The sequence below is a fragment of the Bacillus sp. JHAA genome (assembly GCF_036961585.1).
GTDB classification, from domain to species: domain Bacteria; phylum Bacillota; class Bacilli; order Bacillales; family Bacillaceae; genus Bacillus; species Bacillus velezensis.
The window spans coordinates 1-26,224 of record NZ_JBAMDE010000010.1 but is presented as its reverse complement, the minus strand read 5'-3'; the positions used below and the strand labels follow the sequence as shown (position 1 = coordinate 26,224).

At 45.5% G+C, this 26,224-nt stretch carries 26 protein-coding genes and 2 tRNA genes; 5 read left to right on the top strand and 23 right to left on the bottom strand.

What is annotated here, in order from left to right; all coding sequences use genetic code 11:
• The first annotated feature begins 175 nt into the window (after positions 1-175).
• Positions 176-2,107, top strand: a complete 1,932-nt coding sequence (locus V7728_RS18790) for an acyltransferase family protein (RefSeq protein WP_099566461.1) — start codon at positions 176-178, stop codon at positions 2,105-2,107.
• Between the two features lie 41 nt (positions 2,108-2,148).
• Here the strand turns inward: V7728_RS18790 and V7728_RS18785 are convergent, their stop codons facing one another.
• The 8 genes from V7728_RS18785 to gutB form a co-directional block, all read right to left on the bottom strand.
• Positions 2,149-3,153: an SPFH domain-containing protein gene (locus V7728_RS18785; protein WP_020955434.1), complete on the bottom strand. Its 1,005-nt coding sequence runs from the start codon at positions 3,151-3,153 to the stop codon at positions 2,149-2,151.
• Between the two features lie 26 nt (positions 3,154-3,179).
• Positions 3,180-3,941, bottom strand: a complete 762-nt coding sequence (locus tag V7728_RS18780) for a TPM domain-containing protein (protein ID WP_099566460.1) — start codon at positions 3,939-3,941, stop codon at positions 3,180-3,182.
• Positions 3,941-4,966 carry a TFIIB-type zinc ribbon-containing protein gene (locus V7728_RS18775; RefSeq protein ID WP_007609808.1) on the bottom strand — a complete coding sequence of 342 codons (1,026 nt, stop codon included), beginning with the start codon at positions 4,964-4,966 and terminating at the stop codon, positions 3,941-3,943. Before V7728_RS18775 ends, V7728_RS18780 begins: the two co-directional genes overlap by 1 nt.
• Positions 4,967-5,016: 50 nt before the next feature.
• Positions 5,017-5,703, bottom strand: a complete 687-nt coding sequence (locus V7728_RS18770; RefSeq protein ID WP_015239300.1) for a PspA/IM30 family protein — start codon at positions 5,701-5,703, stop codon at positions 5,017-5,019.
• A gap of 113 nt (positions 5,704-5,816) precedes the next feature.
• Complete coding sequence (locus V7728_RS18765; RefSeq protein WP_025284358.1) at positions 5,817-6,134, bottom strand: YjdJ family protein; 318 nt, start codon at positions 6,132-6,134, stop codon at positions 5,817-5,819.
• Between the two features lie 232 nt (positions 6,135-6,366).
• Positions 6,367-7,329 (bottom strand): carbohydrate kinase family protein, encoded by a 963-nt coding sequence (locus V7728_RS18760; RefSeq protein ID WP_099566459.1) that lies wholly within the window; start codon positions 7,327-7,329, stop codon positions 6,367-6,369.
• Between the two features lie 101 nt (positions 7,330-7,430).
• Positions 7,431-8,807: an MFS transporter gene (locus V7728_RS18755; RefSeq protein ID WP_099567259.1), complete on the bottom strand. Its 1,377-nt coding sequence runs from the start codon at positions 8,805-8,807 to the stop codon at positions 7,431-7,433.
• A 73-nt stretch (positions 8,808-8,880) separates the two neighbouring features.
• Complete coding sequence (gene gutB, locus V7728_RS18750; protein WP_099566458.1) at positions 8,881-9,942, bottom strand: sorbitol dehydrogenase; 1,062 nt, start codon at positions 9,940-9,942, stop codon at positions 8,881-8,883.
• A gap of 200 nt (positions 9,943-10,142) precedes the next feature.
• Here gutB and V7728_RS18745 point away from each other — a divergent pair, with 200 nt between their 5' ends.
• Complete coding sequence (locus V7728_RS18745) at positions 10,143-12,620, top strand: tetratricopeptide repeat protein (RefSeq protein WP_099566457.1); 2,478 nt, start codon at positions 10,143-10,145, stop codon at positions 12,618-12,620.
• A 197-nt stretch (positions 12,621-12,817) separates the two neighbouring features.
• On the opposite strand, the gene V7728_RS18740 is transcribed toward V7728_RS18745, so the two are convergent.
• From V7728_RS18740 to groES, 4 genes are all read right to left on the bottom strand, one after another.
• On the bottom strand, positions 12,818-13,207 hold the full coding sequence (locus V7728_RS18740) for a hypothetical protein (protein ID WP_025284353.1): 390 nt from the start codon (positions 13,205-13,207) through the stop codon (positions 12,818-12,820).
• Positions 13,208-13,670: 463 nt separating this feature from the next.
• Positions 13,671-14,243, bottom strand: a complete 573-nt coding sequence (locus tag V7728_RS18735; RefSeq protein ID WP_025284352.1) for a hypothetical protein — start codon at positions 14,241-14,243, stop codon at positions 13,671-13,673.
• A gap of 417 nt (positions 14,244-14,660) precedes the next feature.
• A complete protein-coding gene (gene groL / locus V7728_RS18730) occupies positions 14,661-16,295 on the bottom strand; it encodes a chaperonin GroEL (RefSeq protein WP_003155941.1) in 1,635 nt (544 codons plus the stop codon).
• A gap of 41 nt (positions 16,296-16,336) precedes the next feature.
• Positions 16,337-16,621: a co-chaperone GroES gene (groES, locus tag V7728_RS18725; RefSeq protein ID WP_003155970.1), complete on the bottom strand. Its 285-nt coding sequence runs from the start codon at positions 16,619-16,621 to the stop codon at positions 16,337-16,339.
• Between the two features lie 236 nt (positions 16,622-16,857).
• Between groES and V7728_RS18720 the strand changes: the two genes are divergently transcribed.
• A complete protein-coding gene (locus tag V7728_RS18720) occupies positions 16,858-17,592 on the top strand; it encodes a CPBP family intramembrane glutamic endopeptidase (RefSeq protein ID WP_099566456.1) in 735 nt (244 codons plus the stop codon).
• Positions 17,589-17,780, top strand: a complete 192-nt coding sequence (locus V7728_RS18715) for a YdiK family protein (RefSeq protein ID WP_003155975.1) — start codon at positions 17,589-17,591, stop codon at positions 17,778-17,780. The genes V7728_RS18720 and V7728_RS18715 overlap by 4 nt, the downstream gene beginning before the upstream one ends.
• A gap of 38 nt (positions 17,781-17,818) precedes the next feature.
• Here the strand turns inward: V7728_RS18715 and tatC are convergent, their stop codons facing one another.
• Genes tatC through moaC form a run of 4 tightly spaced genes read right to left on the bottom strand, consistent with a single transcriptional unit; the run spans position 17,819 to position 19,929 of the window.
• Positions 17,819-18,577, bottom strand: coding sequence for a twin-arginine translocase subunit TatC (gene tatC / locus V7728_RS18710; protein ID WP_095352346.1), 759 nt, complete (start codon positions 18,575-18,577; stop codon positions 17,819-17,821).
• Positions 18,578-18,583: 6 nt separating this feature from the next.
• Positions 18,584-18,754 (bottom strand): twin-arginine translocase TatA/TatE family subunit, encoded by a 171-nt coding sequence (locus V7728_RS18705; RefSeq protein ID WP_003155981.1) that lies wholly within the window; start codon positions 18,752-18,754, stop codon positions 18,584-18,586.
• Between the two features lie 18 nt (positions 18,755-18,772).
• Positions 18,773-19,420, bottom strand: a complete 648-nt coding sequence (locus V7728_RS18700) for a redox-sensing transcriptional repressor Rex (protein ID WP_003155984.1) — start codon at positions 19,418-19,420, stop codon at positions 18,773-18,775.
• Entirely contained in the window at positions 19,417-19,929 is a 513-nt protein-coding gene (gene moaC, locus V7728_RS18695; RefSeq protein WP_003155986.1) for a cyclic pyranopterin monophosphate synthase MoaC, read from the bottom strand. The genes V7728_RS18700 and moaC overlap by 4 nt, the downstream gene beginning before the upstream one ends.
• Before the next feature lie 139 nt (positions 19,930-20,068).
• Here moaC and V7728_RS18690 point away from each other — a divergent pair, with 139 nt between their 5' ends.
• Positions 20,069-21,997: an ABC-F family ATP-binding cassette domain-containing protein gene (locus tag V7728_RS18690; RefSeq protein ID WP_043021609.1), complete on the top strand. Its 1,929-nt coding sequence runs from the start codon at positions 20,069-20,071 to the stop codon at positions 21,995-21,997.
• A 222-nt stretch (positions 21,998-22,219) separates the two neighbouring features.
• Here V7728_RS18690 and tsaD read toward each other — a convergent pair whose 3' ends face one another.
• The 7 genes from tsaD to V7728_RS18655 form a co-directional block, all read right to left on the bottom strand.
• The gene (gene tsaD / locus V7728_RS18685; RefSeq protein WP_020955419.1) at positions 22,220-23,260 is read right to left on the bottom strand and encodes a tRNA (adenosine(37)-N6)-threonylcarbamoyltransferase complex transferase subunit TsaD; all 1,041 of its coding nucleotides are present in this window, start codon (positions 23,258-23,260) and stop codon (positions 22,220-22,222) included.
• Positions 23,253-23,708, bottom strand: coding sequence for a ribosomal protein S18-alanine N-acetyltransferase (gene rimI / locus V7728_RS18680; protein ID WP_003155993.1), 456 nt, complete (start codon positions 23,706-23,708; stop codon positions 23,253-23,255). Before rimI ends, tsaD begins: the two co-directional genes overlap by 8 nt.
• Before the next feature lie 10 nt (positions 23,709-23,718).
• A complete protein-coding gene (gene tsaB / locus V7728_RS18675; protein ID WP_007408854.1) occupies positions 23,719-24,408 on the bottom strand; it encodes a tRNA (adenosine(37)-N6)-threonylcarbamoyltransferase complex dimerization subunit type 1 TsaB in 690 nt (229 codons plus the stop codon).
• Positions 24,389-24,865, bottom strand: coding sequence for a tRNA (adenosine(37)-N6)-threonylcarbamoyltransferase complex ATPase subunit type 1 TsaE (gene tsaE, locus V7728_RS18670; RefSeq protein WP_007408853.1), 477 nt, complete (start codon positions 24,863-24,865; stop codon positions 24,389-24,391). The genes tsaB and tsaE overlap by 20 nt, the downstream gene beginning before the upstream one ends.
• A gap of 15 nt (positions 24,866-24,880) precedes the next feature.
• Positions 24,881-25,858: a thiamine-phosphate kinase gene (gene thiL / locus V7728_RS18665; protein ID WP_099566455.1), complete on the bottom strand. Its 978-nt coding sequence runs from the start codon at positions 25,856-25,858 to the stop codon at positions 24,881-24,883.
• A 182-nt stretch (positions 25,859-26,040) separates the two neighbouring features.
• Positions 26,041-26,117 (bottom strand) — tRNA-Asp (locus V7728_RS18660).
• Positions 26,118-26,128: 11 nt separating this feature from the next.
• Positions 26,129-26,205, bottom strand: a tRNA-Met gene (locus tag V7728_RS18655).
• Between the last annotated feature and the right edge of the window lie 19 nt (positions 26,206-26,224).

Genomic DNA, 26,224 nt, shown 5'->3' with positions numbered 1-26,224 from the left:
ACCGGACGGGGGCTGAAAAGTTTAAGAAAATCACAGCATTTCATTCATTTTTTCTGAAACAAAATCCCCTTCCGAATGCGTCTAATTAACGGAACAAATGGAAGACTGTACAGAAATCTGCCATAGCCATCCGCAAAACAGCGAGAATTTCCGCACACATTATTGGAGGAATACCATGTCAGACAAGTCACTGCATCACCGCTATATTCCCGGACTGGATGGACTTCGCGCCTTTGCCGTCCTCGCAGTTATCGCATATCATCTGAATTTTAACTGGGCCGACGGCGGTTTCATCGGTGTTGATATCTTTTTTGTTTTATCGGGGTATTTAATTACATCTATTATATTGCCTGCCCAAGGCAATGCCATCACCCTTGATTTGCGTGATTTTTGGGTGCGCCGGATCAGGCGGCTTCTGCCGGCGGCTTATCTCATGATTATCACGACGGTCATTTGGGTCGTATTGTTTAACAGCGAGCTCCTGCATACCGTACGCGGGGATGCGGTCTCCTCACTTTTTTACATAAGCAATTGGTGGTTTATCTTTCATCAGCTTTCTTATTTCGACAGCTTCGGCTCCCCTTCGCCATTAAAAAACCTTTGGTCACTGGCGATTGAAGAACAGTTTTATATCATATGGCCCTTCCTGCTGCTTGCGGGAATGTACATATGTAAAACACGGGCCCGGCTTGCGGCCGCGGTCATGTTTCTCGCGTTATGTTCGGCAGTCGTAATGAGTATGATGTATGTGCCCGGCGGAGATCCGAGCCGCATTTATTACGGGACGGATACCCGCTCATTTGAATTGCTGATCGGCTGCGCTTTAGCTTTAGTGTGGCCGATGAAACGATTATCTTCCAAACGGCTGCCGAGCAGCATGAAACACCTGCTTCACGGGACGGAGCTTGCCGCTTTTGCCGCGCTGCTGCTTTGCGTCTTTTACACGGATGAATATGAACCCTTCCTGTACAAGGGCGGCATGCTTTTGATCAGCATCACCGCAGCGGTTCTTGTCGCATGTTTATGCCATCCGAGCAGCTTTTTGGGACATGTTCTTTCATGGAAGCCGCTTCGCTGGATCGGAACGAGATCATACGGAATCTATCTTTGGCATTACCCGGTTATCGTACTGAGCACACCCGTGCAGGAAATCGGAAATCCGGTTTATTGGCACTGCGCCGTCAGAATCGGTGCCACTTTCATTCTTGCCGAGCTTTCTTACCATTTCATTGAACAGCCGATCCGCACTGCGGGCTTCCGGCCATTTTTACGCCGCGTGTTTCTGAATCGCTTTCTGGAATGGAAGACATCCTCTGTCATCAGCAGAATGTCGCTCGGCCTCATTCTTGCCGCCATTCTCGTATTTGCGGGCGGGCTGTCAGGGATAGCCGAAGAGAAAAAACAGCCGCAATGGACGTACGCGCAAAATGATCAGCAAGAAACCGCCGCCTCTTCGCACAAAACGGCCGATCACGATCAACCGGCAAAAGAAGATGACAGCAAGAAAAAACACGGCGGCGAAAAAACGGACACCGCGTCAAACAAAAACAAGAAAGAACCAACAGACAAATCAAACACAAAGAAAAACGAAGAGAAAAAGGAACAGTCATCCCAAAAAACGGCTGATCCAAAACAAACACAGCCTCAGCAAGACGTGCTGGCCATCGGTGACTCGGTGATGCTGGACATTGCGTCATACCTGCGGCAGTCCCTCCCTCATGTCACCATCGACGGAAAGGTAGGAAGACAAGTCTCTCAAGCACTCCAGCTCACTTCGGAATATGCGTCATTTAATCAGCCGAACAAAGCGGTCATCATCGAGTTAGGGACGAACGGCTATTTCACAAACAGCCAAATTGAATCACTGATCAGCTCTTTTTCAAAAGCCGATATCTATCTTGTCAACACGCGTGTGCCGCGGCAGTGGGAAAGCAAAGTAAACGAATCATTGCGCCGGCAGGCCGAGTCTCGCAAAAATGTGACGCTTGTCGATTGGCACGCAAAAGCATTGCAGCACCCTGAATACTTCACACCGGACGGCGTCCATCTCATACCTGAGGGGTCTAAAGCGCTGACATCCCTCATCGTTCAAACAATGAAATCATGACAAAAAAAGAGGCCCCAAAAAGGCCTCTTTTTCGTATATCGTCAGGCAAGCTTCTGTCCGCAATTCGGGCAAAAATTCGCGCCTTCCGTTTTCGTTCCGCAGTTCGGACAAAATTTCGGCTTAGCCGCTCCTTCCGAGCCGTTCGCCGGTGCCGTCCCCTGATTCTGCTGACTTTGATTTTGCTGCGGCTGGTTCTGCTGATTTTGGTTCATTTGGTTCATCATTTGATTTGCCGCATTCATTCCCATCATCATGCCCGCCATGTCTGAGGCGGCGCCGCTTCCGCTCATTTTGCCGGATGACATTCCGTCCGTCATGGAAATCTGCTGATAGCGGTTCACATCGCCCACCATGCCGTAAGAAGCGTTTTTCGTAATCATATCCTGAACTTCCTGCGGATAATTAAAGCTCATAATATTGAAGCCCGTAATCGACATGCCGTCTCCGATCAGCTGCATATCAAGATCTTCTTGAATCCCTTTTCCGATTTCAAAGGAATTCGACTGCAGATTGAACATGTCTTTTCCTTCTCTGGTGATCCATTTCATCAAAAGCTGATCGAGAATAGACGTAATCCGGATTTTAATGTCCTCCACTAAATAGCTGTCTTTGACACCCGCAATCTTATCAATCAATCCGATGTAGTCAATGACCTTGAAGTTAAATGTGCCGTTTGCGCGGATCGGCATACCGCCCGGCATACCTGCCGCCGGAATGTTGATAGCGTTTTTTGTGCCCCACTTCACGGTGAACTCCTTCGTATTCACAAACAGCACTTCAGCCCGCATGCCGCTGTTAAAGCCAAACTTAAACCCTTTTAGTGTAGATAGAAACGGAATGATTTCTGATTCGATATCATAATCGCCGTCATCACGGAAAATCCCTTCAATCTTCCCGTTGTATAAAAAGATGGCATCCTGTCCCGGCCGGATGATCAGACGGCTGCCTTTTTTAATTTCACGGTTGTTCCATTTATAGAAAACCATGTCATCTCTGAATTCTTCCCATTCCACCACATTTGCTAACTGATTTCTGAAAAAACCCATGTATGCTCAAATCCTTTACATATAATTTAAAAACTTCCCTTGCTTCCGCTGTAACTCGTGCCGCCCCTCGTGACTCCGCCGTCATTGTCATTATCTTTATCAGGCTTTTTTTCTCTTGTAACGTCGGTTCGGATATATGTGTCGTGCTGGCTCAGCACTTCAGACGTATCGTGATCCATATACGTGCTGCCGGTGACGGTGACCTTGCCGCCGGAATTGTACACCATCACAGTGACGGCGATGCCGGCCGCGGCTGCGGCAATAATGAGCTGAAACCACCATGTGAGCAGCAGATTGTCAGACTTGTCGTCCGGGCTTTTCCCCATATCTTTATAAGCCAACTTGATGTAGGTCTGAAACGCCTTTTCATAATGGCCTGCGGAAATATCTGACGAGATCGTATTTCTGATCGTATTCAGCCGGCTGTTATTCAAATACGTCTCCGCCTTTTTATATCCGGAGATAAATACTTCCCGCTTTTTCATATCAATGGTCAAAATCGCCGTGTTTCCGCTAAAATGACTGTCATAAAAATCACCGGCGTACTGCTCGATGTCCTTACCGCCCGTTCCGTTTGCGGTAAGAATGATAAAATCGGTATGGCGCTTTGCCCCGAGCTTCCCGGCCAATTCCTCAAGTTTCTTCGTTTCATCCTTCGTTAATAAATGAGCATTGTCATAAACATATTGCTTCTGTTCCGCGGCAGACGCCGATGTATGTAAACCAAAAGACAGCATCAGAAAAAGGACGAAGCAGAAGAGACACGCTTTTTTTATCGATACTTTCATCAAAAACCGCCTCCTATCATAAGTGAGACGAGTCTTAATGCTAAAAACGCACCGGCGGTTATGCCGCCGAACCACGCGGCCACTTTTCCGGCACTGATCGGCGGTTTGCCGACAACCTTGCCCGTCTGCCCGTTCATCGCAAAAATGTGCTCAGCCCGCTCATAGTCGTAGCTGACCATCCAGACCGGAAGCAGTACGTAAAAGCTGCTGATTTTATCGGTCTGAATCTGCTCATCCGTAATGTCAGCCGTCGTATATCCGGAGAAGGTGGATCTGATATAAGAATCAATATAATGGCTGATTTTATCCTTCGCCCGCGGAAAGAGATCGTCATCGGTATAATTGTACTTTTCCGCTATATATCCCGCTAAATAGGCCGTATTAAACTCCTTCAGCTCACTGTATGAGTAAGGCTCCAATTTGTCCATTAATTCATCACTCATTTTTTCTGAAGCGTCGACCGGAATTTTGAGATAATCAAGATTGATATCGCGGTACGCGTTGTAATACTCGGTCTCCGTCACCCGGTATTCTCCATCATCATAGTGATGCACTCTCGTACAAACGGCATTGACCTGAACCTTGCTGTTTAAATCAAACATCCAAAACGGCACGTACATGCCCGTTATGCTCTTCACCCGATCAGCAGACATAAATCCTTTCGGTGTCAGACGGCCGTTTCGGCACCACTTTTTAAAAGCGCTCATGGCTTCTTCTTTACTGATCGTAAAAGGAATCACCATCGAAGGCGCGAGATTTCCCGATAATCGGTCGGCGAGAACGGCGGCTCCTCCGCAAAACCCGCACGTCGTGGCCGTCGTTTCCGCCTCAGTCATTAATACCGCACCGCAATTCTCACACCGGTACTCGTTCGCCTCATTTTCAGAAAATCTCGTCGTTATATACTCTTTTGGCAGGCTCTCAATCTGATCCTGCCGCCCGCAGCTGTGACATGTCAGCATGCCGGATGAACTGTCAAAGACCATATCATCGCCGCAGTTCGGGCATTTATAAGAAATGATCATTCTGTTTCTCTCACTTTCTCTTTATATCGGACAAAGCTGCAGCCCGCTGTCTATTGATCTTTACTGAAAAGCATTTTCTGCTTAAGCGCCGCCAATTCATCATCGACACTGCTTTGATTGCTGTCATATTTAGCCGTCAGATCGTCAATATCGTCTTTCGGAGACGCGTTCAGCTCAGCCATCGCATTGGCATGATCAAGCGCTTGGTTGACCTTGTCTTCCATTCTGCCGAAAGCTGTCATCGATTGGCCCGCATTTGACACAGAGGACCCCAATTTGTTCATTCTCTCCTGCGTCTTTGCCACAGACCACTTCGCTTTGATGGCATTTCGGCGCGACTCAAGCTCTCCGATATCAGCGACAAGCTTGTCATGCATTTTGCGCATTTGAGACGCGTTGGAAGAAGCGAGCTGATAAGCCGTCTGCAGCTCAGTCAGTCTTGATTCAACAGCCGCTTTCCTTTCCAAAAACGTCCGCGCATCGGCTTCATTGCCGGCCTGCAACGCTTTCATCGCATAACTTTCCATCTTTTCGGCATCAGCCTGGCATTCTGTTAACGCTCTTTTCGCCCGCTGTTCCTCAGCCATGACAGAAGCCGTCTCCGCTTTCACTTTTCCTAAATCACTGTTCAGATTCCGCAAATATTGATCAACCATTTTTTCAGGGTTTTCAGCTTTGTCCAGCAGCGCATTGATATTGCTTGACATGATGTCTTTAAATCTTCCTAAAATACTCATTTTTCATTTTCCTCCCAAAATTAAATAGTAACAAGTTCATAGTTATCTATACTGTTTTTTTCGAAAAAAGTTTCATTTTCTCATAAATTTATGTATTTTATATGAAAATAGTCTCATTCAGCCCATTTGTGCCGGCGGAAATTCTTTACGACCAGATACAGTGAGAACAAAAAATAAATAAAAAGCGCGATCATCAACCCGCTCACTAACGGGTAATGCTTCGCCGCATACACAAAGAAATCCAGCTGCGAAATCTGTTCCGGACTTGTAATCGTATCCGTCCCATTCAAAAGCTTTGAAAATTTAGCCGTATAATTCCAATCAAACGAATCAGAAACAAGCTCACTCCCCTGATACCAATTGACAGCGGCGAGACAAAGAAAACAAAAAACAGAAAACGCGCATTGCACAATAAGAAAAACATGTTTCATGAAAAACATTCCTCCGCGGTTCAATATCACAGGCCGTCACACTATACATGACGGCAGCAGCAGAAACTTGGTTTTACTCAGAACTGATAAAAAAGTTATTGTATGAACTTCACAGCGGTTCAATTTACTGGATGCCTTTCTAAAGTATACCGTATATCGAAAAGGGTTTCAGACCTAAATAAAGAGGATGCTTCCCGAAGTCCGATGACTTTCAAGAAGCATCCTCGATATTTTACAGTGATACTTCAACCTCTTTTAAACTCGGCAAAGCATCGATCGCACCGATTTTGGTGCACACGAGCGCCCCCACCTTATTGGCAAATGAGACAATATCACGCAGCTTCGCAAAATCATCGGCTGCCGTCTGAATCTCATCCGTGCGCGCCAGCTGATACAGCGCCGCGCCGACAAACGCATCTCCCGCTCCCGTTGAGTCTATTGATGTCACCGGAATGCTCGGAATGATGTCAATATCCTTCCCATTTGAAAGAAGGGTCCCGCTTTTCCCGAGTGTCACCGCCACAATACCGGCCCCGAGCTCATGAAGAACCGCAACACCTTCTTTATGATCCTTCGCACCGCTGATGATCTCAAGCTCTTCGTCACTGACTTTCACAAAATCACTTATGGCAATAGCTTTTTTTGCGGTATTTATAAACTCTGAAACTCTTCCCTTCCATAAATCCTCACGGTAGTTAGGATCGAAGGAAATAAACTGTCCATTGTCTTTCGCAATCGACATCAGCCGTAAATAGGCTGAGCAAAACGGATCAGATAACAATGCCGTCGCTGATCCGAAATGAAGGATTTTGGCATCGTTTACCTTTTCCAGATCAATATCATCCAGCGTAAACAAAGCGTCCGCTCCTCTGTTAAACACAAAGTCGCGCTCCCCATTTTGTTTTAATGAAACAAACGCAAGCGTTGTAGGCGCTTTCTCATCCATGACGAGCATAGAGGTATCGACGTGTACGGCGTCCAATGTCTGCTTCAGAAAATACCCGAACGGATCTTTGCCTGTTTTCCCGCTGAAAGCCGCGTCTCCGCCCAGCTTAGCAATCGCTGCCGACACATTCGCCGGTGCGCCGCCGGCACTTTTTAAGAAGTTGCGCCCTTTCGTCAAATCAACATCCACATCGGTACAAAAGAAATCAATTAACAATTCTCCAATACAAATAACAGATTGGCTTCTCACATCATCACACTCATTTATCAATTCTCGATTATAGTTTCAGTATAGTGCTTTCTGTCATAAATACAACCGTTTACATAGAATATTTTAAATTTTACGTATACTTATCTGGCAGCCCTTTGCTCCAGATCAGACATCATCTGCTGATATTTTTTTTCAGTTAAAGGATAAAAAGAAATAAGAATAATAGACAGCAGAATGAACAATCCCGGAATGAGCGCATTCATATTTTTAATCGCATTCAATGACGAGGCCGTCTGATCGGTATTCGCGGCATATCCGGCGATTCCGAGATAAACGGCCGAAAATGACCCGGCTAACGCAACTCCGAGCTTATTGATGAAACTCATGCTCGAGATCACCACGCCATCAGCCCGGACTCCGGTTTTCCATTCCGCATAATCGACACAATCGGCAACCATTCCCCAAGCAAGCGTATTTAAAGGCGTCGTGAAAAATCCCGAAACGAAAAGCCAAAAGAAAATAAGCGGCAGCGAAGAATACGATGTAAACTGAAGGCCCGCATAAGAAATCAGCGATAGCACCGCCGTGATGATCATAACCTGCTTCCGGCCCCGCTTCTCAGAAAAGAAAGGAATAAACAGATTGCTGATCAGCGCTGCGCCGAAAAACAACACGGTTCCTAAAAACACAAATTCCTTATGGCTGACGTTATACGTAAAATAGTACACCATCGTACTGAGCTTAATGTTAAACCCAATCGCAAACGCCAAAAATGCAGAAACCAAAATGAGCAAAGGCTTGTTTCGGAACAAAACAGACAACGTCTTTTTCACTCCTTGTTTTTTTCTTTTTTCAGGCTGAATCCGTTCCCGCACAGTAAAGAAACTGAACAGATTCAATGCGATGCTCACCGCCGCATAGATAAGCGCCGTCATCTGAAATCCAAACGCCTGATCTTTCCCGCCGATGGCGTCCGCAAGCGGTGTCGCACAGGAAATCGATAACAGAATTCCGATATAAACTAAAATCATCCGGGTCGTCGTCAGAACCGTCCGTTCCTCCACGGAATTCGTCATCCGCCCCGTTAAGCTGTTGACCGGAATCGTCTGCATGCTGAAGGACATCCCAAGCAGAATATAAGTGATGTACGCATAAACCATATTCCCCGTTTCGCCGAAATGAGGGGTCGTGAAGCATAAGAACGTAAATAGCGCAAAAGGAAACGCCACCCACAAAAGATACGGCCTTGCCTTTCCCCATCTTGTATTCGTCTTGTCTAAAATCACGCCCATAATCGGGTCAAAAACAGCGTCCAGCACCCTTACGATAAGAAACAAAGCTGCGATGACCGCAGGCTTAATGCCGCCGACGTCTGTATAGTAGAATAACAAGTATGCGTTTACAAACTGAAAGATAATATTGTACGACATATCGCCGAATCCGTAGCCGATCCGTTCCATCCAGGACAGGCCGCGATATTTCGTCTTTACTGCCGCTGCTTTTTCTGTTTCAATCATCATTTCCCACCCCAAGAATCCGTTTTCATTTTTGATAGGCAAGAGGGAGAATGCAAAGATCCTCCCCGTTCACTCAGCGATTTGGATACACCATCACTTTTAAGCATTCATTTTTGTATTGAAAGGCCCGTTCCATCGCCTCTTGCGTCTTCTCCAGCGGATATTGGTCCGTTACAAGATGCTTCGTGTCAACTAAGCCGGAAGCGAGAAATTCAATTCCCCTCGGATACGTATTCGCATAACGGAAGATTCCGTATATATCAATCTCGTTATCTGCAATAAACGGCACATTGAGCGGAATCTCGTTCTGAGAAGGCAAACCGACAATCGCCAGTTTTCCGCCCCGGCGCACGGAAGCCAGTGCGGATTGCAATGCCGCCGGATTCCCCGCTGTTTCCCAGGCAGCATCAACGCCTCTGCCATTCGTGATCGTTTTGATTTCTTCACCGGCATCCTGTTCCCGGACATTGATGACATGAGTCGCTCCCATTTTTTTCGCAGCTTCTAACCGCAGCGGCTCCAAGTCGGTCACAATGATTGTGCCTGCCCCGTATGCTTTCGCTGCCGCAACGGCCATTAATCCTACAGGCCCCATTCCCATAATCGCAACCGTTGAACCGGGCTGAAGCTTCGTTCTCGAGGCCGCATGAATGCCGACAGAAAACGGTTCAATCAAAGCCGCATCTTCATAGGATAGTGAATCCGGAATCGAAAAAACAAAGTCCTGGCGCATTTTGATATATTGGACAAACGCGCCGTCAACCGGCGGTGTCGCCAAAAACTGTACATCCGGGCAAAGATTATAACGCCCCTCCTTGCACGCCTCACAGCGTCCGCATGTGACACCGGGTTCGACGGCGACACGGTCTCCCACCTTGAATTGATCGACAGACAATCCGACGGCGGCAATTTCTCCCGCGCATTCATGACCGAGGATAAATGGTTTTTCCACTACATAATTGCCTATTCTGCCATTTGTATAGTAATGCAGATCAGATCCGCAAATTCCGACAGCCATCACCTTAATCAACACTTCATCATGATTGATTTCAGGCACGGGCACTGTTTCGATTTTGATTTCTCTCGTGTTGTGCATAACCGCCGCTTTCATGTTTTGAGGCACTGTGTGAGTCATTTGGCAAAATCCTTTCTCTGCTCTGAAATGTAAGTGCATACATTTTTGTTTTCTCTATTACTGCCCCTATTTTATCTGCTTTTCCATACGTTCAACAGCCTTTCCTGCTGTATAAAAGGACAGCGGCACTGTACTTTTTATTTTTTCATATACAAAAAACACTGAATTGATAAAATAGTACTAATAGGAGGTGCAGGCTAATGGCTGAACTTGAAAACCGGACACAATTTGCAGAACTGCTGGCACCTGCCGTCAAATCGCTGAAACTTCATCCTGATTATAAAGTCAGAAGGAAAAAGAACGAAAAAACAGGGCAGTCTTATATAGATCAAATCGCACTCCGATTAGGCGTTTCCTCTAACACGATCAAAAGCTGGATCGGACAGATGGGCGCAAACTACATTCCCGGACGAATTGACGACGGAAAGCTGTTCGGCATGATCTGGATCATTATAGAAAAGACTGACATGGATCCTGAATGGCTGACCGGCCTTCTGGAAAACACCACGATTCCCGTTATCAAGCCCGCATTGCCCGTTTGGACGGCGTCTTGTCTAAAAAAAGCAAAAATACTCCGGAAAGACGGATCATTCGGAGCACCGAGTGATGACGATGTTGAAAAAGCAGTAAAGCGGCTGTTTCATGACAGACTAAGCCACGAAACGAATGCGCTTACAAGAAACTCCGTCACGCATAACTTACCGTCACGCCGGACCGGAAACTTTATCGGACGCAACTTTGATATGGAAGCAATCCGGCAATGGATGCTGTCCCAGTCACCGGTCTGTTTAATCACAGGCTGGGCCGGCATGGGGAAAACAACGATCGCTCTTGAAGCAGCCTACCTTTGTGCCGGCGGTTCACCAGATTGGCCGGCATTCAACAGCATCATCTGGATCAGCGCGGACTGGAAAGGATTGAGCTTCAGCGATTTTTTAAACACGATCGCCTATCAGCTCGGACGCGCAGAACAAATCGACAAATCCATCAACGAAAAACGGTTTGTCGTCCGCAATGCATTAGCCGCTCATTCAAATGAAACACCGGTATTGCTGATCGTTGACGGCATTGATACAGCGGAACGTAACATTCACGAATTTATCATCGGCCTTCCGCAAGGCGTAAAAGTCCTCCTTACGGCACGGGAAAACGTAAAACAGACATACCGGGACGGCCTCGGGGAACTGGCGGCCATCCAGCTGGGCGGCCTTGAACAAACAGATGCCCTTGAATTTTTCCATCAAGAAGTGCACCGCTGTCTGCAAACATGCAACCTCCCGCAAAAACGGGAAAAGCTGGAGCAGCTGTTGGAGCTATCACCTGACCTTAAGAATGAATTCGTCTCGGCAGCCGCCGGCAACCCGAAGGCCATGGCACTGAGCATCGCTTACATGTCAGACGACGATATCCCCGCTCCCCAGCTCATTCAAGAACTTAAACAAGCAGGCTACTCATTATTGGAATTGTTTGAGGTTCTCTTTGGCCGCACATGGGACAGATGTCATGAAGACACACGAAAACTATGGCAGACGCTTTGCTTTTTCGCTAAGCCCCCTGATGAGAAAAGCTTGGCTCAAGCGGCCGGATTAGACGTCCGGCGGTTTCATTACGCGATTGAGCAAATGCGGTCATATGCTTTAATACAGCCGGAACGAAACGAAGGTAGAATTCAATACGCAGCCCATCAAACCGTTGTCGCTTACGGAGAACAGCACTTATCCGAAAATCACGAATTTGCAAAAGAAGCCCGCAGCCGCTGGGCGCATTATTATATTGATTATGCGGAAACCCATATAAAGCGGGAACAGCCCAATTCTGTCTATTGGAGCTACTTGCTGGGACGGAATTTAGAGCAAATGAAAAAGGAATGGCCGAACATCCTAAAGGTCATCGAATGGTCGGGCGAAACCGGACAACATGACATCCTGATTAAACTCATCATCCGCATCAGCCATTTTCTAAGCAGAATCAACCTGCCCCTGCGAATCGAATACGGATTAAAAGCTGCCGATGCCGCCCGTCAATCAGGCGAACACACGCGGGAAGCTTACTTTCGGATCGACACGGCAGGCTGGGCGCTGATGGAAGTCAACGATTCAGACGGAGCTCTCGGGCAAATAGAAGCCGGCCTGAAGATACTCGAACAATCAGGCGCGCCGGATCACGACGACTTGAAAGTATGGGGAACCGCCCTGCAATCGAGGCTGCTGTTAAAAATCGGAGAACCGGACAAAGCGGCAGCAATGCTGGACGGCATCAAAGATCAGCCCGTCTCGCCCATTATCCGGCACAGGGTTCTTCTGGTCCGCGGCGACCTGAGTTTCGCCCGCTCTCACTACGAAGAAGCCATCACATTATACGAAGCAGCAAACACAACCAGCGCCGCATACGGCGGCGAAAAAACGATAGAAGCCTATTTCAACCTCGGCATGGCTTACGTAAAGTGTGATCAACTCGAAAAAGCGGAAAAAGCCTTTGAACAAATGCTCTATGACAAACACAACGCCAATCAAGTTGAACTGATTTACTATCATTACGGAATGGCACAGCTGTTGTATCGAAAAGGAGAAACTACGAAAGCGATAGAAGCTAATCAAAAGGCGATTCGTCTGATTGATTCGTGGGAGCCTGGGATTGGGATTCGGGGTGAGGTGGAGCAAATGGATATTCTCATTTAAAAGACAAATACATTGCGGCTAGCGGTAAGAGCTTTGAAAAACACTCATGACCTTGTTGTTTTTAAAGATAAAAAGGTATCTTTATCAGTACAGTAAATTGATTAAGATACCTTGATTGAAAAATTAATTTTTCACAGAAAACAAATTTCTAAAGTTAAACTTTTTAACAACAAGAGGTTAATACTTATACAGCCGTATTAATGCTGTACTGTAATATAATGTTTTAGTTCACCTGACCAATATCTTCCTCCCCAATCCTGTCCAACTTGCACATCATACTTACCTGCAGGAAGATTTTTCGTTGAAAAACTCACACGAAAATTACGTGAACCAATACTATGCGAAATATCTTTTCTGGCAAATACTTTACCTTTATTATTTAAGATAATTACTGAAAAGCCATTATCTAAATCCCTAGCCAAAGTACCCGTAACTACAATGGAAGTAGCACTTTTCGTATATGTATTAGCATCTGTTTTAAATTTGATTGTACCTTTCGAATCCATAGCTAAGGCTTCTGACCCACCTGCGAAAATAGCAACTCCCAAAAGTACTGCTGTAAACAGGGTCATTACTAACTTTTTCATCTTTAGAATTCCTCTTTTCTTTTTAATATTTTAAATCCAAAATTATAATAACATATTTTCCTAAAAAAAACAGAGGTTTTTCCATATCTTTCTTCCGAGAAATGAATAAGTATGATAGAAATTTATAATATTAATGCAAATTTAAGATTTTTGTGAAATGAAGCTTAAAATTTGAAGTATAGTATCATCTATAAAACCTTTGCCAAGGTGTCCTTCCAAGCGCCCAATGGATATGGGGTAGAAAACACAATGTGAATAACAGCATGATAAGTTCCTCATGTTTCCCCTTTCTCTTTCCTTCCATACTATTAAACAAGACTATTCTAATACCCTTGAACTGCATTTAAAATTGGTTTAGTGTTATTATTTAATAAAGATCTGTGCAATGAAAACTCTTTCTGTCCGATATACCCTTAAGTATTCCTAATCTACATTATGCTGGTGAGTTCAAATATTTCTTAATTCAAACTCTAGTTCTTCTGCTCTTTTTCAAGATCCAAACAAGTAATGCAATAAAAACGACGTTAATTAAAAACGCAGAAATAACATAAGTTTCATCTGAAACGCCAATATACTTCCCTTTCGATTCTAAGAGATTCCTTACTTGCTTACTCCATAAAGAACCATTCAGCGAACTATCGTCTGCTCCAAATGTAATTTGTGCTGTTTCCTTATTGCTGCTTGTAATATTAACACCATAAAATACTGTATACCTATTGTTATAAAAGATAGGCATATAAGAATAGTCAGAAACTAAAGGCTTTACCTTTTTGGCAGGTAATGCTACGTACAAAATCGCAGAATAATTACCTACCCCTGTTTCAAATTGCTCTGCTTTAATAAACTTCGTGTTTGAAGGTAGATCAATATTATAAAAATGCTCAAAAATTTGAATATCTTCTTCCGAAAAATCTGTTAATTGGTAGTAATGCGGATCAATAATACATTTATGAAAATACCATCCATTAAACAATAATAAACAGGCACTTATTAAAATTACTAATACTGCCTTATATATAATCTTTAACTGTATCACAATGATATGCGCCCCCTCATAATGTGCATTACTTTTGGGAAGAATTAATTATTCAGATTTTATTTTTCTTTAAGGCAATCTGCAAATGCTTGTGCAATTGTTTGACCATCCTCTTGGGTATAATTATTAACAGTAAAATGATGTTTAAATTTCAGATAGACAGGATTGTTGGTGTTTAAATAGCACTCTGCATCCTTAGTAACTGCTTCAAATGAATTATTAAATCTGTTTTTGGAAAATTGAGAGTATCTTGTACTATAGCCGATGCTAACTTAAATAAATTAGCATCATTCATTCGTAATTTGAGATGAATGATAGAAATAAAAAAAGCCCCTCACAAATTCATTGAACTTGTGAGAGACCTCGTATGGCATTACATCTGGCAACCCCTTATGTCCAAACAGGGATCATAATTTTTTACATCATTCCGCCCATACCGCCCATGCCGCCCATGTCAGGCATTCCTGCGCCGCCGGCGTTTTCTTCCGGTTTGTCAGCGACAACCGCTTCAGTTGTTAAGAGCATTGCTGCTACAGAAGCTGCGTTTTGCAGAGCAGAACGCGTCACTTTTGTCGGGTCAACGATACCTTTTTCGATCATGTTTACCCATTCGCCAGTTGCAGCGTTGAAGCCTACGCCGATTTTTTCGTTTTTGAGGCGCTCAACGATGACAGATCCTTCAAGACCAGCATTGTGCGCGATTTGACGGATCGGCTCTTCAAGCGCGCGAAGCACGATGTTGATACCTGTTTGCGCATCGCCTTCTGCTTCAACTGCAGCGACTTTGTTGTATACGTTGACAAGCGCTGTACCACCGCCGGAAACGATACCTTCTTCAACAGCTGCGCGAGTTGAGTTGAGGGCGTCTTCGATGCGAAGTTTACGCTCTTTCAGCTCAGTTTCAGTCGCAGCGCCGACTTTGATGACAGCTACGCCGCCGGCAAGTTTCGCAAGACGCTCTTGTAATTTTTCTCTGTCGAATTCAGAAGTTGTTTCTTCCACTTGAGCGCGGATTTGGTTAACGCGTGCAGCGATTTTTTCAGTATCGCCGGCGCCTTCTACGATTGTTGTGTTTTCTTTCGTTACCACAACTTTAGAAGCGCGTCCCAATTGTCCGATTTCAGTAGATTTCAGGTCAAGACCTAAATCTTCTGTGATCACTTCTCCGCCTGTAAGAACGGAAATGTCTTCAAGCATTGCTTTACGGCGGTCACCGAAGCCAGGAGCTTTAACGGCAACAGCGTTGAATGTGCCGCGAAGTTTGTTGACAACGAGTGTAGCAAGAGCTTCACCTTCAACATCTTCAGCGATCAGAAGCAATGGTTTGCCTTGCTGTACAACTTGCTCAAGCACAGGAAGGATTTCTTGAATGTTTGTGATTTTTTTGTCTGTGATTAAGATGTAAGGATTATCAAGAACCGCTTCCATCTTATCAGAGTCAGTCACCATGTAAGGAGATGCATATCCGCGGTCGAATTGCATACCTTCCACAACTTCAAGCTCAGTTGTGAAGCCTTTAGACTCTTCGATTGTGATGACGCCATCGTTTCCTACGCGCTCCATTGCTTCAGCGATAAGGCTTCCGACTTCCTCATCAGCAGCAGAGATCGCAGCAACCTGAGCGATAGACTCTTTGCCTTCGATCGGCTTAGAAATTTCTTTTAAGTTTTCGATTGCAACGGTTACGGCTTGTTCCATACCTTTACGCACGCCGACAGGGTTAGCTCCCGCAGTTACGTTTTTCAGGCCTTCACGGATCATAGCCTGCGCAAGAACTGTTGCAGTCGTTGTACCGTCACCGGCAACGTCGTTTGTTTTGCTGGCTACTTCAGCTACAAGCTTCGCACCCATGTTTTCAAACGCGTCTTCAAGTTCAATTTCTTTTGCGATTGTCACACCGTCATTTGTAATTAACGGAGAACCGAATTTTTTCTCCAGAACCACGTTGCGTCCTTTTGGCCCTAAAGTTACTTTTACAGCGTCAGCAAGCGCATCGACACCGCGAAGCATAGCGCGGCGTGCTTCTTCACTAAACTTAATATCTTTTGCCATGTTAACGAAACCTCCTCGAATTTTTAAAAATATTTATTTGCTTAGCCGATTACAGCTAAAATGTCGCTTTCACGTAAGATTAAGTATTCAGTACCTTCGTATTTCACTTCAGTACCGGCGTATTTTGAGAAGATAATGCGGTCGCCCTCTTTTACTTCTAAAGCAACGCGCTCTCCGCTTTCCAACACGCGACCTGAACCGGCTGCCACGATTTTGCCTTCTTGCGGCTTTTCTTTTGCAGAATCCGGTAATACGATTCCGCTGGCAGTTTTTTCTTCAGATTCTACGAGTTCAATGACAACGCGATCACCTAATGGCTTTAACAATGTAATAACCTCCTCAATAGTATGAATATGTAATTTTAGCACTCAGCTCTAAAGAGTGCTAACACAGTTATTATAATAAAGAATCTCACTTCCAATTTCAAGTCATAAGAATAAAAAATTTTCACGCTTACATGATTCTCTCTCGCACTGATTTTCTCCTTTTTTCACGTCAAGTTCACTTGTGTTACAATAAGAACAAATAAGTTGATTTTATAGGATAAAGGAGTACATATCATTTGAGAAAACAGTATTGGTATATCATTTTGACATATGTTATCATGCAGCTTTCCGCATTGATCGGCATTCCTTTAATGTACAAATTCGGCTATGCGGGCGGGCACCCTACGAATGCGAATCTCACCATGGCTCAGGGGATTTATTCCGTCGTAAGCTTTTTTATCTGCCTGATTATCGTTCTCTTGATTTTGAGAACCGCGCCGAAGCAGACATTAAGAAACGGGAAGAAAGCATCCGCCGGCATGTCCGTTCTCTGGGCGGTCGCGGGAATATGGCTCGCTTTATTTTCTCAGGGAATCGCCGGGATGATTGAGCAGTATGTCTTTCATGTGGGCAGCGGTTCCGAAAACACGAAAACCATTCTCAGCATTATTAAAGCCATGCCGCTCATGATTATCGTTTCTTCTATCGTCGGGCCGATTCTTGAAGAAATCATTTTCCGGAAGATCATTTTCGGTGTATTATATGAAAAAACGAATTTCATTATCGCCGGACTGATCAGTTCCGTCATTTTCGGCATTGTGCATCAAGACCTCACGCACCTGCTGCTGTATACGGCCATGGGCTTTACCTTTGCGTTCTTGTATGTGCAGACGAAACGGATTATTGTGCCGATATTCGCCCATGTCATGATGAATACCATTGTCGTGGTCATGCAGCTCGGCCCCGCCCAAAAATATATTGAACAGCATAGTGAGCAAATGCAATTAATTATTGGAGGATTGTTTGTATGAGGAACCCAATGACTTGGGGCTTGATTTATTTCGCAGTCGGCTGTATCTTTACGTATTTGGCCGCAAGCTCTCCGGGAAGCATGTGGTCTTTTTATTCCATACTGCTGATGGTTTTCGCCGCTTATAATATCAGCATCTCGTTTAAAATGTTCGCTTTCTCATTTAAAGTGAAAAAAAATCAAAAATAAAAGAAAAGCCATTTCTCATCATTGAGAAATGGCTTTTTTTATGCTGATACGTCCTGATCGGATTCACTGCTGGTCTGCCTTTTCCGATACGCCGCTTTTGAAATCAGGATACTGACCTCGTATAAAATGCAAAGCGGAATGGTAATCATCAAGTGAGACAGCAGCTCAGGCGGCGCAATCATCGCGGCGATCACAAGCAGCACAAAATACGCGTACTTCCTGATCTTCGATAAAAACATCGGCGTGATCACACCGAGTCTCGTTAAAAACATGATCAGCACCGGCATCTGAAACAGCAGTCCGAACGGAATCGTCAGCTGCAGCAGAAAATGAAAGTACTCGGTGATCCCGATCACCTGGTTGACATCGAGGTCATTCGAGACCCGCTTCATAAAATCAACGACCAGCGGAAATAAAATATAATAAGAAAACGACACACCACCGACAAACAGCACGATCGAAATCGGAATATAGCTGAGTGTTACTTTGCGCTCCTTCTCATACAGACCCGGGCTGACAAACGCCCAAATCTGATAGAGAATAATCGGCGAAGTCAAAATGATGCCGATGATAAACGCGAACTGCAAAAAGATAAACAGCGGATCCGTCAGGTTAAAAGCATTAAGGGTGAGCTCTTTTACTTCATCGGCTTTTTGAAGATACACAATGATAGGTTTTGCCAGAAAAAAGCCGGCAATAAAGAAAACCGTAAAGGATAACGCCACAATCAGCAATCGTTTCCGAAGTTCGGCAATATGCTCCACAAGCGTCATTTGATTCACTCTCATACGCGTCATCCTATCTTACTGTTCTTCTTTCTTTTTTTCCTCTTCTTCACCGGCTAATCCCTTAGTAGCGTTCTTAAATTCACGAAGCGTGTCCCCCGCCGCTTTTCCTAATTCGGGAAGCTTCTTCGGACCGAAAATAATCACCGCTACCACACCGATAACCGCCAGGCTTCCAGGACCGATCATGTGCAGCTCCTCCTTTCGCTATTCAATTTCTTCCAAAACAGAATAATGCTTCAAGAAATAAACCAATGATTGAAGCTCTACAGCTAAATCTATATGATGAATTCGAATGTGATCCGGCACATTCAAACGGGCCGGCGTAAAGTTAAGGATCCCCTTGATTCCGAGCGACACGAGCCGGTCGGTGATTGACTGGGCGGCAACCGCAGGAACGGTAAGAATCGCCACGGGTTCATCCTTAATGTGAAGCTCTAAATCATTAAGATCAAAGACAGGCACACCGCCTACCTCAGTTCCTATTTTACTCTGATTCACATCAAAAGCCATAGATATTTTTGTGTTATTATTTTTTGTGAAATTATAGTGAAGAAACGCCGTCCCTAAATTCCCGACACCGATCAAAATGACGTTCGTCGTTTCATCCTGATCCAGTGTTTTTCTGAAAAATGACAGCAGGTAATCCACATTATAGCCGTATCCTTTTTTGCCGAGCGCCCCGAAATAGGAAAAATCCCGGCGGATCGTGGCCGAATCGACTTTTACCGCGTCGCTCAGTTCAGCTGATGAAACGCGCTGTTTTCCTGACGCGTGTAAATTCTTTAAAAAGCGATAATAAAGCGGCAGCCGTTTTGCCGTCGCCTGTGGAATTTTTGATTGATCCTTGTTCATGATTGGTCCTCCACTTTATACTCAGATGCATCTCTTTTAAAATCACCGTTTTTGCCTCCTGTCTTTTCCATGAGGCAGGTCGGGCCGATGACCATTCCTTTATCCAGCGCCTTGCACATATCATAAACGGTCAAAGCGCAGACTGAAGCGGAAGTTAGCGCTTCCATTTCCACACCTGTACTCCCTTTCGTTTTTACGCTTGCCTGTATATGAAGAACGGCTTCGGAATCCTTTTCCTCCCAGCCGAATGAAATGTCGACGCTGCTTAAAGAAAGCGGGTGGCACATCGGGATAATCGCTGACGTCTGCTTTGCGGCCATAATTCCTGCCACCTGTGCGACAGCCAGCACGTCTCCTTTTCCGATCTCGCGGTTTTTGATTCTGCTGTACACGTCATGCTTCATGTGTACGCTGGATATCGCAGCGGCAGTACGGACTGTTGAAGATTTATCGCTTATATCCACCATGCGGGCACGGCCTTCTTCATTAAAATGAGAAAATCCATTCATATTTAAACTCTCCTTACTTCTGATCATACACTATTTTCTCCCTGATGTCTTATCCTATAATGTTCCAATTCTGATGTATTGTTTGCTGACAGCAGGTTGATAAGCTACACTTAACTTATTATAACAGAGGTGAAATAATATGATGATCTTACAAATTAATCAGCTATCCAAATCTTTTGGCGCTGATCCTATTTTAAACAATATAAAGCTTGAAGTCAGATCTCGGGATCGCATCGCCATAGTAGGCAGAAACGGAGCCGGCAAATCAACTCTCCTTAAAATTATCGCAGGTCACCTTTCATATGAAAAGGGTGAATTAATCAAACCGAAAGAATTAACGATGGGTTATCTTGCCCAGCACACAGGCTTGGAATCCCAGCTTACCATAAAAGAAGAACTGCTGAGCGTTTTTGATTTCCTGAAAGCAATGGAAAAAGAAATGCGCTCTATTGAAGAAAAGATGGCCACGGCCGCCCCCGCGGAGCTTGAGACGCTGATGAAAACCTATGACAGGCTTCAGCAGGATTTCAAGGATAAAGGCGGCTATCAATATGAAGCGGATGTCCGATCTATCCTTCACGGCCTCGGCTTCGGAAAATTTGACGATTCCGTGAAAGTGCAAAGCCTGAGCGGCGGTCAAAAAACAAGGCTTGCGCTCGGAAAGCTGCTGCTGACCCAGCCTGATCTGCTTATTCTGGATGAACCGACGAACCATCTCGACATCGATACGCTTACATGGCTTGAGCATTATTTACAGGGATATTCAGGCGCCATCCTGATCGTTTCCCACGACAGATACTTTCTTGATAAAGTCGTCAGCCAAGTGTACGAGGTCTCACGGACAGAAAGCAAAAAATACCTCGGCAACTACAGCGCCTATTTAGAACAAAAAGCCGAGCAGTACGAGAAAGACCTGAAGCTGTATGAAAAACAGCAGGACGAAATCGCCAAGCTTCAAGATTTTGTCGACCGCAATCTGGCCAGAGCTTCTACAACGAAAAGAGCCCAAAGCAGACGAAAACAGCTTGAACGGATGGACGTCATGGCAAAGCCGCTCGGGGATGAAAAATCAGCCGCCTTCCGTTTTGACATTACAAAACAGAGCGGAAACGACGTCCTGCGCGTACAGGATGTTTCCATCAGCTATGACGGCCAGCCGCCGCTCTTGAAAAACCTGACCTTCGGCATCACAAGAGGCGAAAGCGCCGCCCTCGTCGGACCGAACGGAATCGGCAAATCAACCTTGCTGAAAACCATTATGAACACGCTCAGCCCCGAATCCGGATCGATCACGTACGGTTCCAATGTCACAATCGGCTATTATGATCAGGAGCAGGCTGAACTGACCTCGTCCAAACGCGTGCTGGACGAGCTGTGGGATGAATATCCGGACATGCCGGAAAAAGAGATCAGGACATGCCTCGGCAACTTCCTGTTCAGCGGAGACGATGTCCTGAAACCTGTCCGTTCTCTAAGCGGCGGTGAGAAAGCAAGAGTCGCGCTTGCCAAGCTGATGCTGCAAAAAGCAAACTTTCTCATCCTAGATGAACCGACAAACCACCTTGATCTGGACAGTAAAGAAGTGCTGGAAAACGCCCTGATCGACTATCCGGGAACCCTGTTATTTGTATCGCATGACCGCTACTTTATTAACAGGATCGCCACAAGGGTGCTGGAGCTGTCTCCGGATCATGCAGAAGAATATTTGGGTGACTATGACTATTACACCGAGAAAAAAGCCCAGCAGCTGGAACTGGAAGAAATGAAGCGGCAGGAAAAGGAGCAGGCTCAGCCTGCCGGCAAGGTCAAACAGGATACGAAAAGAACTTACGAGGAAGAAAAAGAATGGAAGAAGAAAGAACGGCAGCGCCTGAGACGCATTGAAGAAATTGAAGCAGCCGTCTCATCCGCCGAAGAGAAAATCAGCGCCAATGAGGAGCTGCTGTGCGATCCTGACGTGTATCAGGATCATGAAAAGGTACAGACCATTCACGCGGAGAATGAAGCTCTGAATCATGAGCTCGAAAACTTATTAGCAGAATGGGAGGAACTCTCCTCAGAAGAATAGAAAAAGTCAAGCACCTCTTTAAGGGGTGCTTTTTTATCCACAGCTATCCTCCTTGTCAGCCATGTAAGTAAGCGTGTTATACACACTATCCACAAAATTTTCTGACTTTATCCACTTTACTAACAACTTACAGCCCCTTATCCAGCCTGGATTTCTGAATATATTCACAATGCTGTGGATATGTTAGAATTATCTGTTAATAAGTAAAAAAAGCCTCACGTTTTACAACGTGAGACGATCAAAGGATGTTAATTCCAAACCGGGCTGTCCGTTCATATCATATGAGCCCCGAATCCCCTTTTCAAAAGCAACGGTTCCGGCAGCCGCAATCATCGCTGCATTGTCCGTACATAAGGAAAGCGGCGGGATGACAAGCTCGGGATCTCCCGAATGGCTGAATTCCTGCTGCAGTGCGGCTCTCAGCCCTTTGTTAGCGGCTACGCCCCCTGCCAGCAGCACTTGTTTAACCCCGTATTCTTTCGCGGCCTTAGAGGTTTTTGCCGTCAGTACATCAATGACACTCTGCTGAAAGCTTGCGGCAAGATCCTCCGGAGGAATCACCTCATTTTTTTGCGAGGCGTTATGAAGCGTGTTAATCACGGCTGACTTCAGGCCGCTGAAGCTGAAATTGTAAGACCCTTCTTCCAGCCACGCACGCGGAAGCGGAATGGAATCCGTTCCCACAGCAGCCAGCTTATCAATCTGCGGCCCTCCCGGATAAGGAAGCCCCATCGTTCTTGCCACTTTGTCGTAAGCTTCGCCTGCGGCATCATCCAGCGTTTCACCGATAACCTCGAATGAACCGTGCTCTTTCATATAAACCAATTCCGTATGTCCGCCTGACACAACCAAAGCAAGCGCCGGGAATTGAAGCTCTCCTATCAGCCTGTTTGCATAAATATGGCCCGCGATGTGATGGACGCCGACTAACGGTATTTGATGGGCAAAGCTTAACGCCTTTGCCGCATTGACTCCGATTAACAGGGCTCCGACAAGTCCGGGTCCTTCCGTTACGGCAATCGCATCAAGGTCATCAAAGCCCATCTCCGCTTTTGAAAGAGCTTCCTCAATCACAAGGGTAATCTGCTCCACATGATGTCTGGACGCTATTTCAGGCACGACCCCGCCGAAACGTTTATGGCTTTCAATTTGAGAAGCGACAACGTTTGAAATAATTTCATTCCCGTTTTTTACGACTGAGGCTGCTGTTTCATCACAGCTTGTTTCGATTCCTAGTACATAAATATCTTGTTTTTCACTCATGTAATGTCACCCACATTAATAACGCATCTTCTCCGTTATCTGTATAGTATTGTTTTCTGATTCCTCCGGCCTGAAGACCGAATTTTTTATATAAGGATTGGGCGGGATGATTTGAGACCCTGACTTCGAGAGAGAGCCTTCTTGCCTTTTTTTCTCTGCACAATTCTATCGCAGAGCGAAACAGCGCTTCTCCCAATGATTGGCCCCGATATTCCGGCTTAATGGCTATGTTCGTGATCTGCGCGTCATCTATAATAATCCAGATTCCGCAATACCCCGCCAGACAGCCGTCCTTTTCAATGACAAGATAGTGAGCATACGGATTTTCCAAAAGCTCATGATAAAATGAATCCTTCGTCCACGGAGAAGTAAAGGATGCTGTTTCAATTTCATAAATTTGATCAATATCTTCCGGACGCATGCTTCGAATCGCCGTTTTCGTTTTCATCCCTATCACCCTATTTTTGAGATTCCATCCATTTCGCTTCAGCCTCTGCCAGACGCAAATAATCCGGAACAAGGCTGTGGACATCCGCTTCCTCTTTTTCCAAGCCTAAAAACGCCAGCTCTGACGGCCGCGGATTATGCTGTGCAGCCGTTCCAATCACTGCTTGAGATGTCAGCTCATGCAGAATGGTTTCTTCATGAATGGCTGTATCGTGCCCTAAAAATAAAACCGGAGACGCTTTTTCTTTCAGCATGCCGAGCCAATCAGTCAAAAGGACATTCTGATCAGGAAGAACGGATTGTAATCGGCCGTCCTGATATTCATAAAGTCCCGTATATACCTGTCCGCGCCGGGCATCAAATAACGGGCAGATCAGTCCTTGAAAGTGCCGTCCGTTAGCCGCCAGCACCTCCAGACTCGAGACAGCGGAAACCGGAAGCTTCAGCGACCATGCCAATGTTTTTGCCAGCGTCACACCGATTCTGACACCTGTGTACGAACCCGGTCCTTTCGCCACCGCTATTTTCGTAAGGTCCTGCGGTGTTAGGCCGCAATCCTTCAGCAATGAATTGACAGCAGGCATGGCCCGCACGGAATGATTCTTTTTTAAATATGTAATATACTCCGCCATCACCGTTTTGTCACGAACGAGCGCGGCACCCAACGTGTAATTTGACGTATCAATTGCCAGTATTGTCATGTTTATTTATCTCCTCACAAAGCGTTTCATACCGTGTTCCGCAAGCCGTAAAGGTAATGTCCCTTGCCTCATCACCGGCTCTTGTGATAACGATCTGCAGCCGTTCAGCAGGCAGCTGATCCTGAATTAAATGAGCCCATTCAATTAAGCAGACGCCTTGTCCCTCAAAATATTCTTCAAGCCCTAAGTCTTCGCTTTCATCCTCCATACGATACACATCCATATGATATAGAGGAAGCGAACCGTCATGGTATTCTTTTATAATTGTAAAAGTCGGGCTGTTTACCACCCTCGTGATTCCCAGTCCTTCGGCAAAACCCTTTGTAAAAGTCGTTTTTCCCGCGCCTAAGTCGCCTTCCAGTGTCAAAATGTCTCCCGGCTTTGCCAAAGAAGCGGCAAGCTTGGCTACGGCTTTCGTTTCTTCGGGGTTTTTCGTTCTCCATTGTAATGTCTTCAAAGTGAGTCACCCGTCTTATTTAAAATGATTGTATCCTTTTTTCTCAAGGACGATTTGTCTCTGATCATTGGCTGTCAAAAGAACCCATGCTTCCTTCCGTTCAGTTACCGCTCCTATCTTCGCAATCGGAATGCCCGATTGAGTGCAGTAATCAAGCAGAGAGGTCCACTCTTGCTGAGAAACCGTTCCAACCAATTCAAAATCTTCACCGCCAAATAACACCCATTTCTTCCACTCAGAATCTCCCTCAGGCAAATCCGGATGCACCGGCAGAAGTTGTTCTTCAATTTCTATCGTAACTGAACTTGCCGCAGCTATTTCATGCAGCTCACTGGCCAATCCGTCACTGATATCATTCAGAGCCGTGCGCTGAAGCTGAGAGCAGAAGCGGCCGACCTGAACTCTCGGAACGGGCCGTTTATGTTTTCGGATAAAATAATCACTCGTGTGAAAAGCAGAAGGAAGTGTTTCTCCCAACAAAAGAGACAGTCCTGCTGCAGACGAACCGATATCCCCCGTAACAAACACAACATCCCCGGGTCTTGCCGAGCTTCGCAGACAAGCGCGATCCTTCTCAATTTCTCCGATGACAGTAACGGTAATAACAGCTTGACCGGAAGCGGAGACGGTATCTCCCCCGATCAAATCCATTTGATATAGTTTCGCCAGTTCCGCCATTCCTTCATACATTGCCTGGACGTCCGCTTTCTGCCAGCAAGAAGGAACCGCCAGAGACACCAAATAAAACTTCGGAATGCCTCCCATCGCCGCCACGTCACTAATGTTAACAGCAAGCGCCTTATAACCGATATCATGAGGAGAGGAATACTCTAATTTAAAATGGACATTCTCCACCATTGTATCAAGGCAGACAATTTGCTGCATATGGGGTGATGCTGTATAAACCGCACCATCATCACCGATCCCTACATCGACGGAAGGATGATAATGCGAATGCGGCGTAATACTGTGAATCAAATCAAACTCATCCATATATCTCCCGTCTCCCTTTCTGACGCTCTTGTGAAATACAGCTCTTTCTAGTGTATCGGATTATGTTTCAATATCCAAGACTTTAACGATATAAAAGAAAGCTTGGTTAGATACCAAGCTGCCAGCATTTAAAAGAAAACACAAAAAAAACGAAAACATGATCGTTTCGTTTACAATAAAAATGGCGGTCCGGACGGGACTCGAACCCGCGACCTCCTGCGTGACAGGCAGGCATTCTAACCAACTGAACTACCGGACCATTTATTTTTTTGGTTGCGGGGGCAGGATTTGAACCTGCGACCTTCGGGTTATGAGCCCGACGAGCTACCGAACTGCTCCACCCCGCGATGATAAAATTTTAGAAAA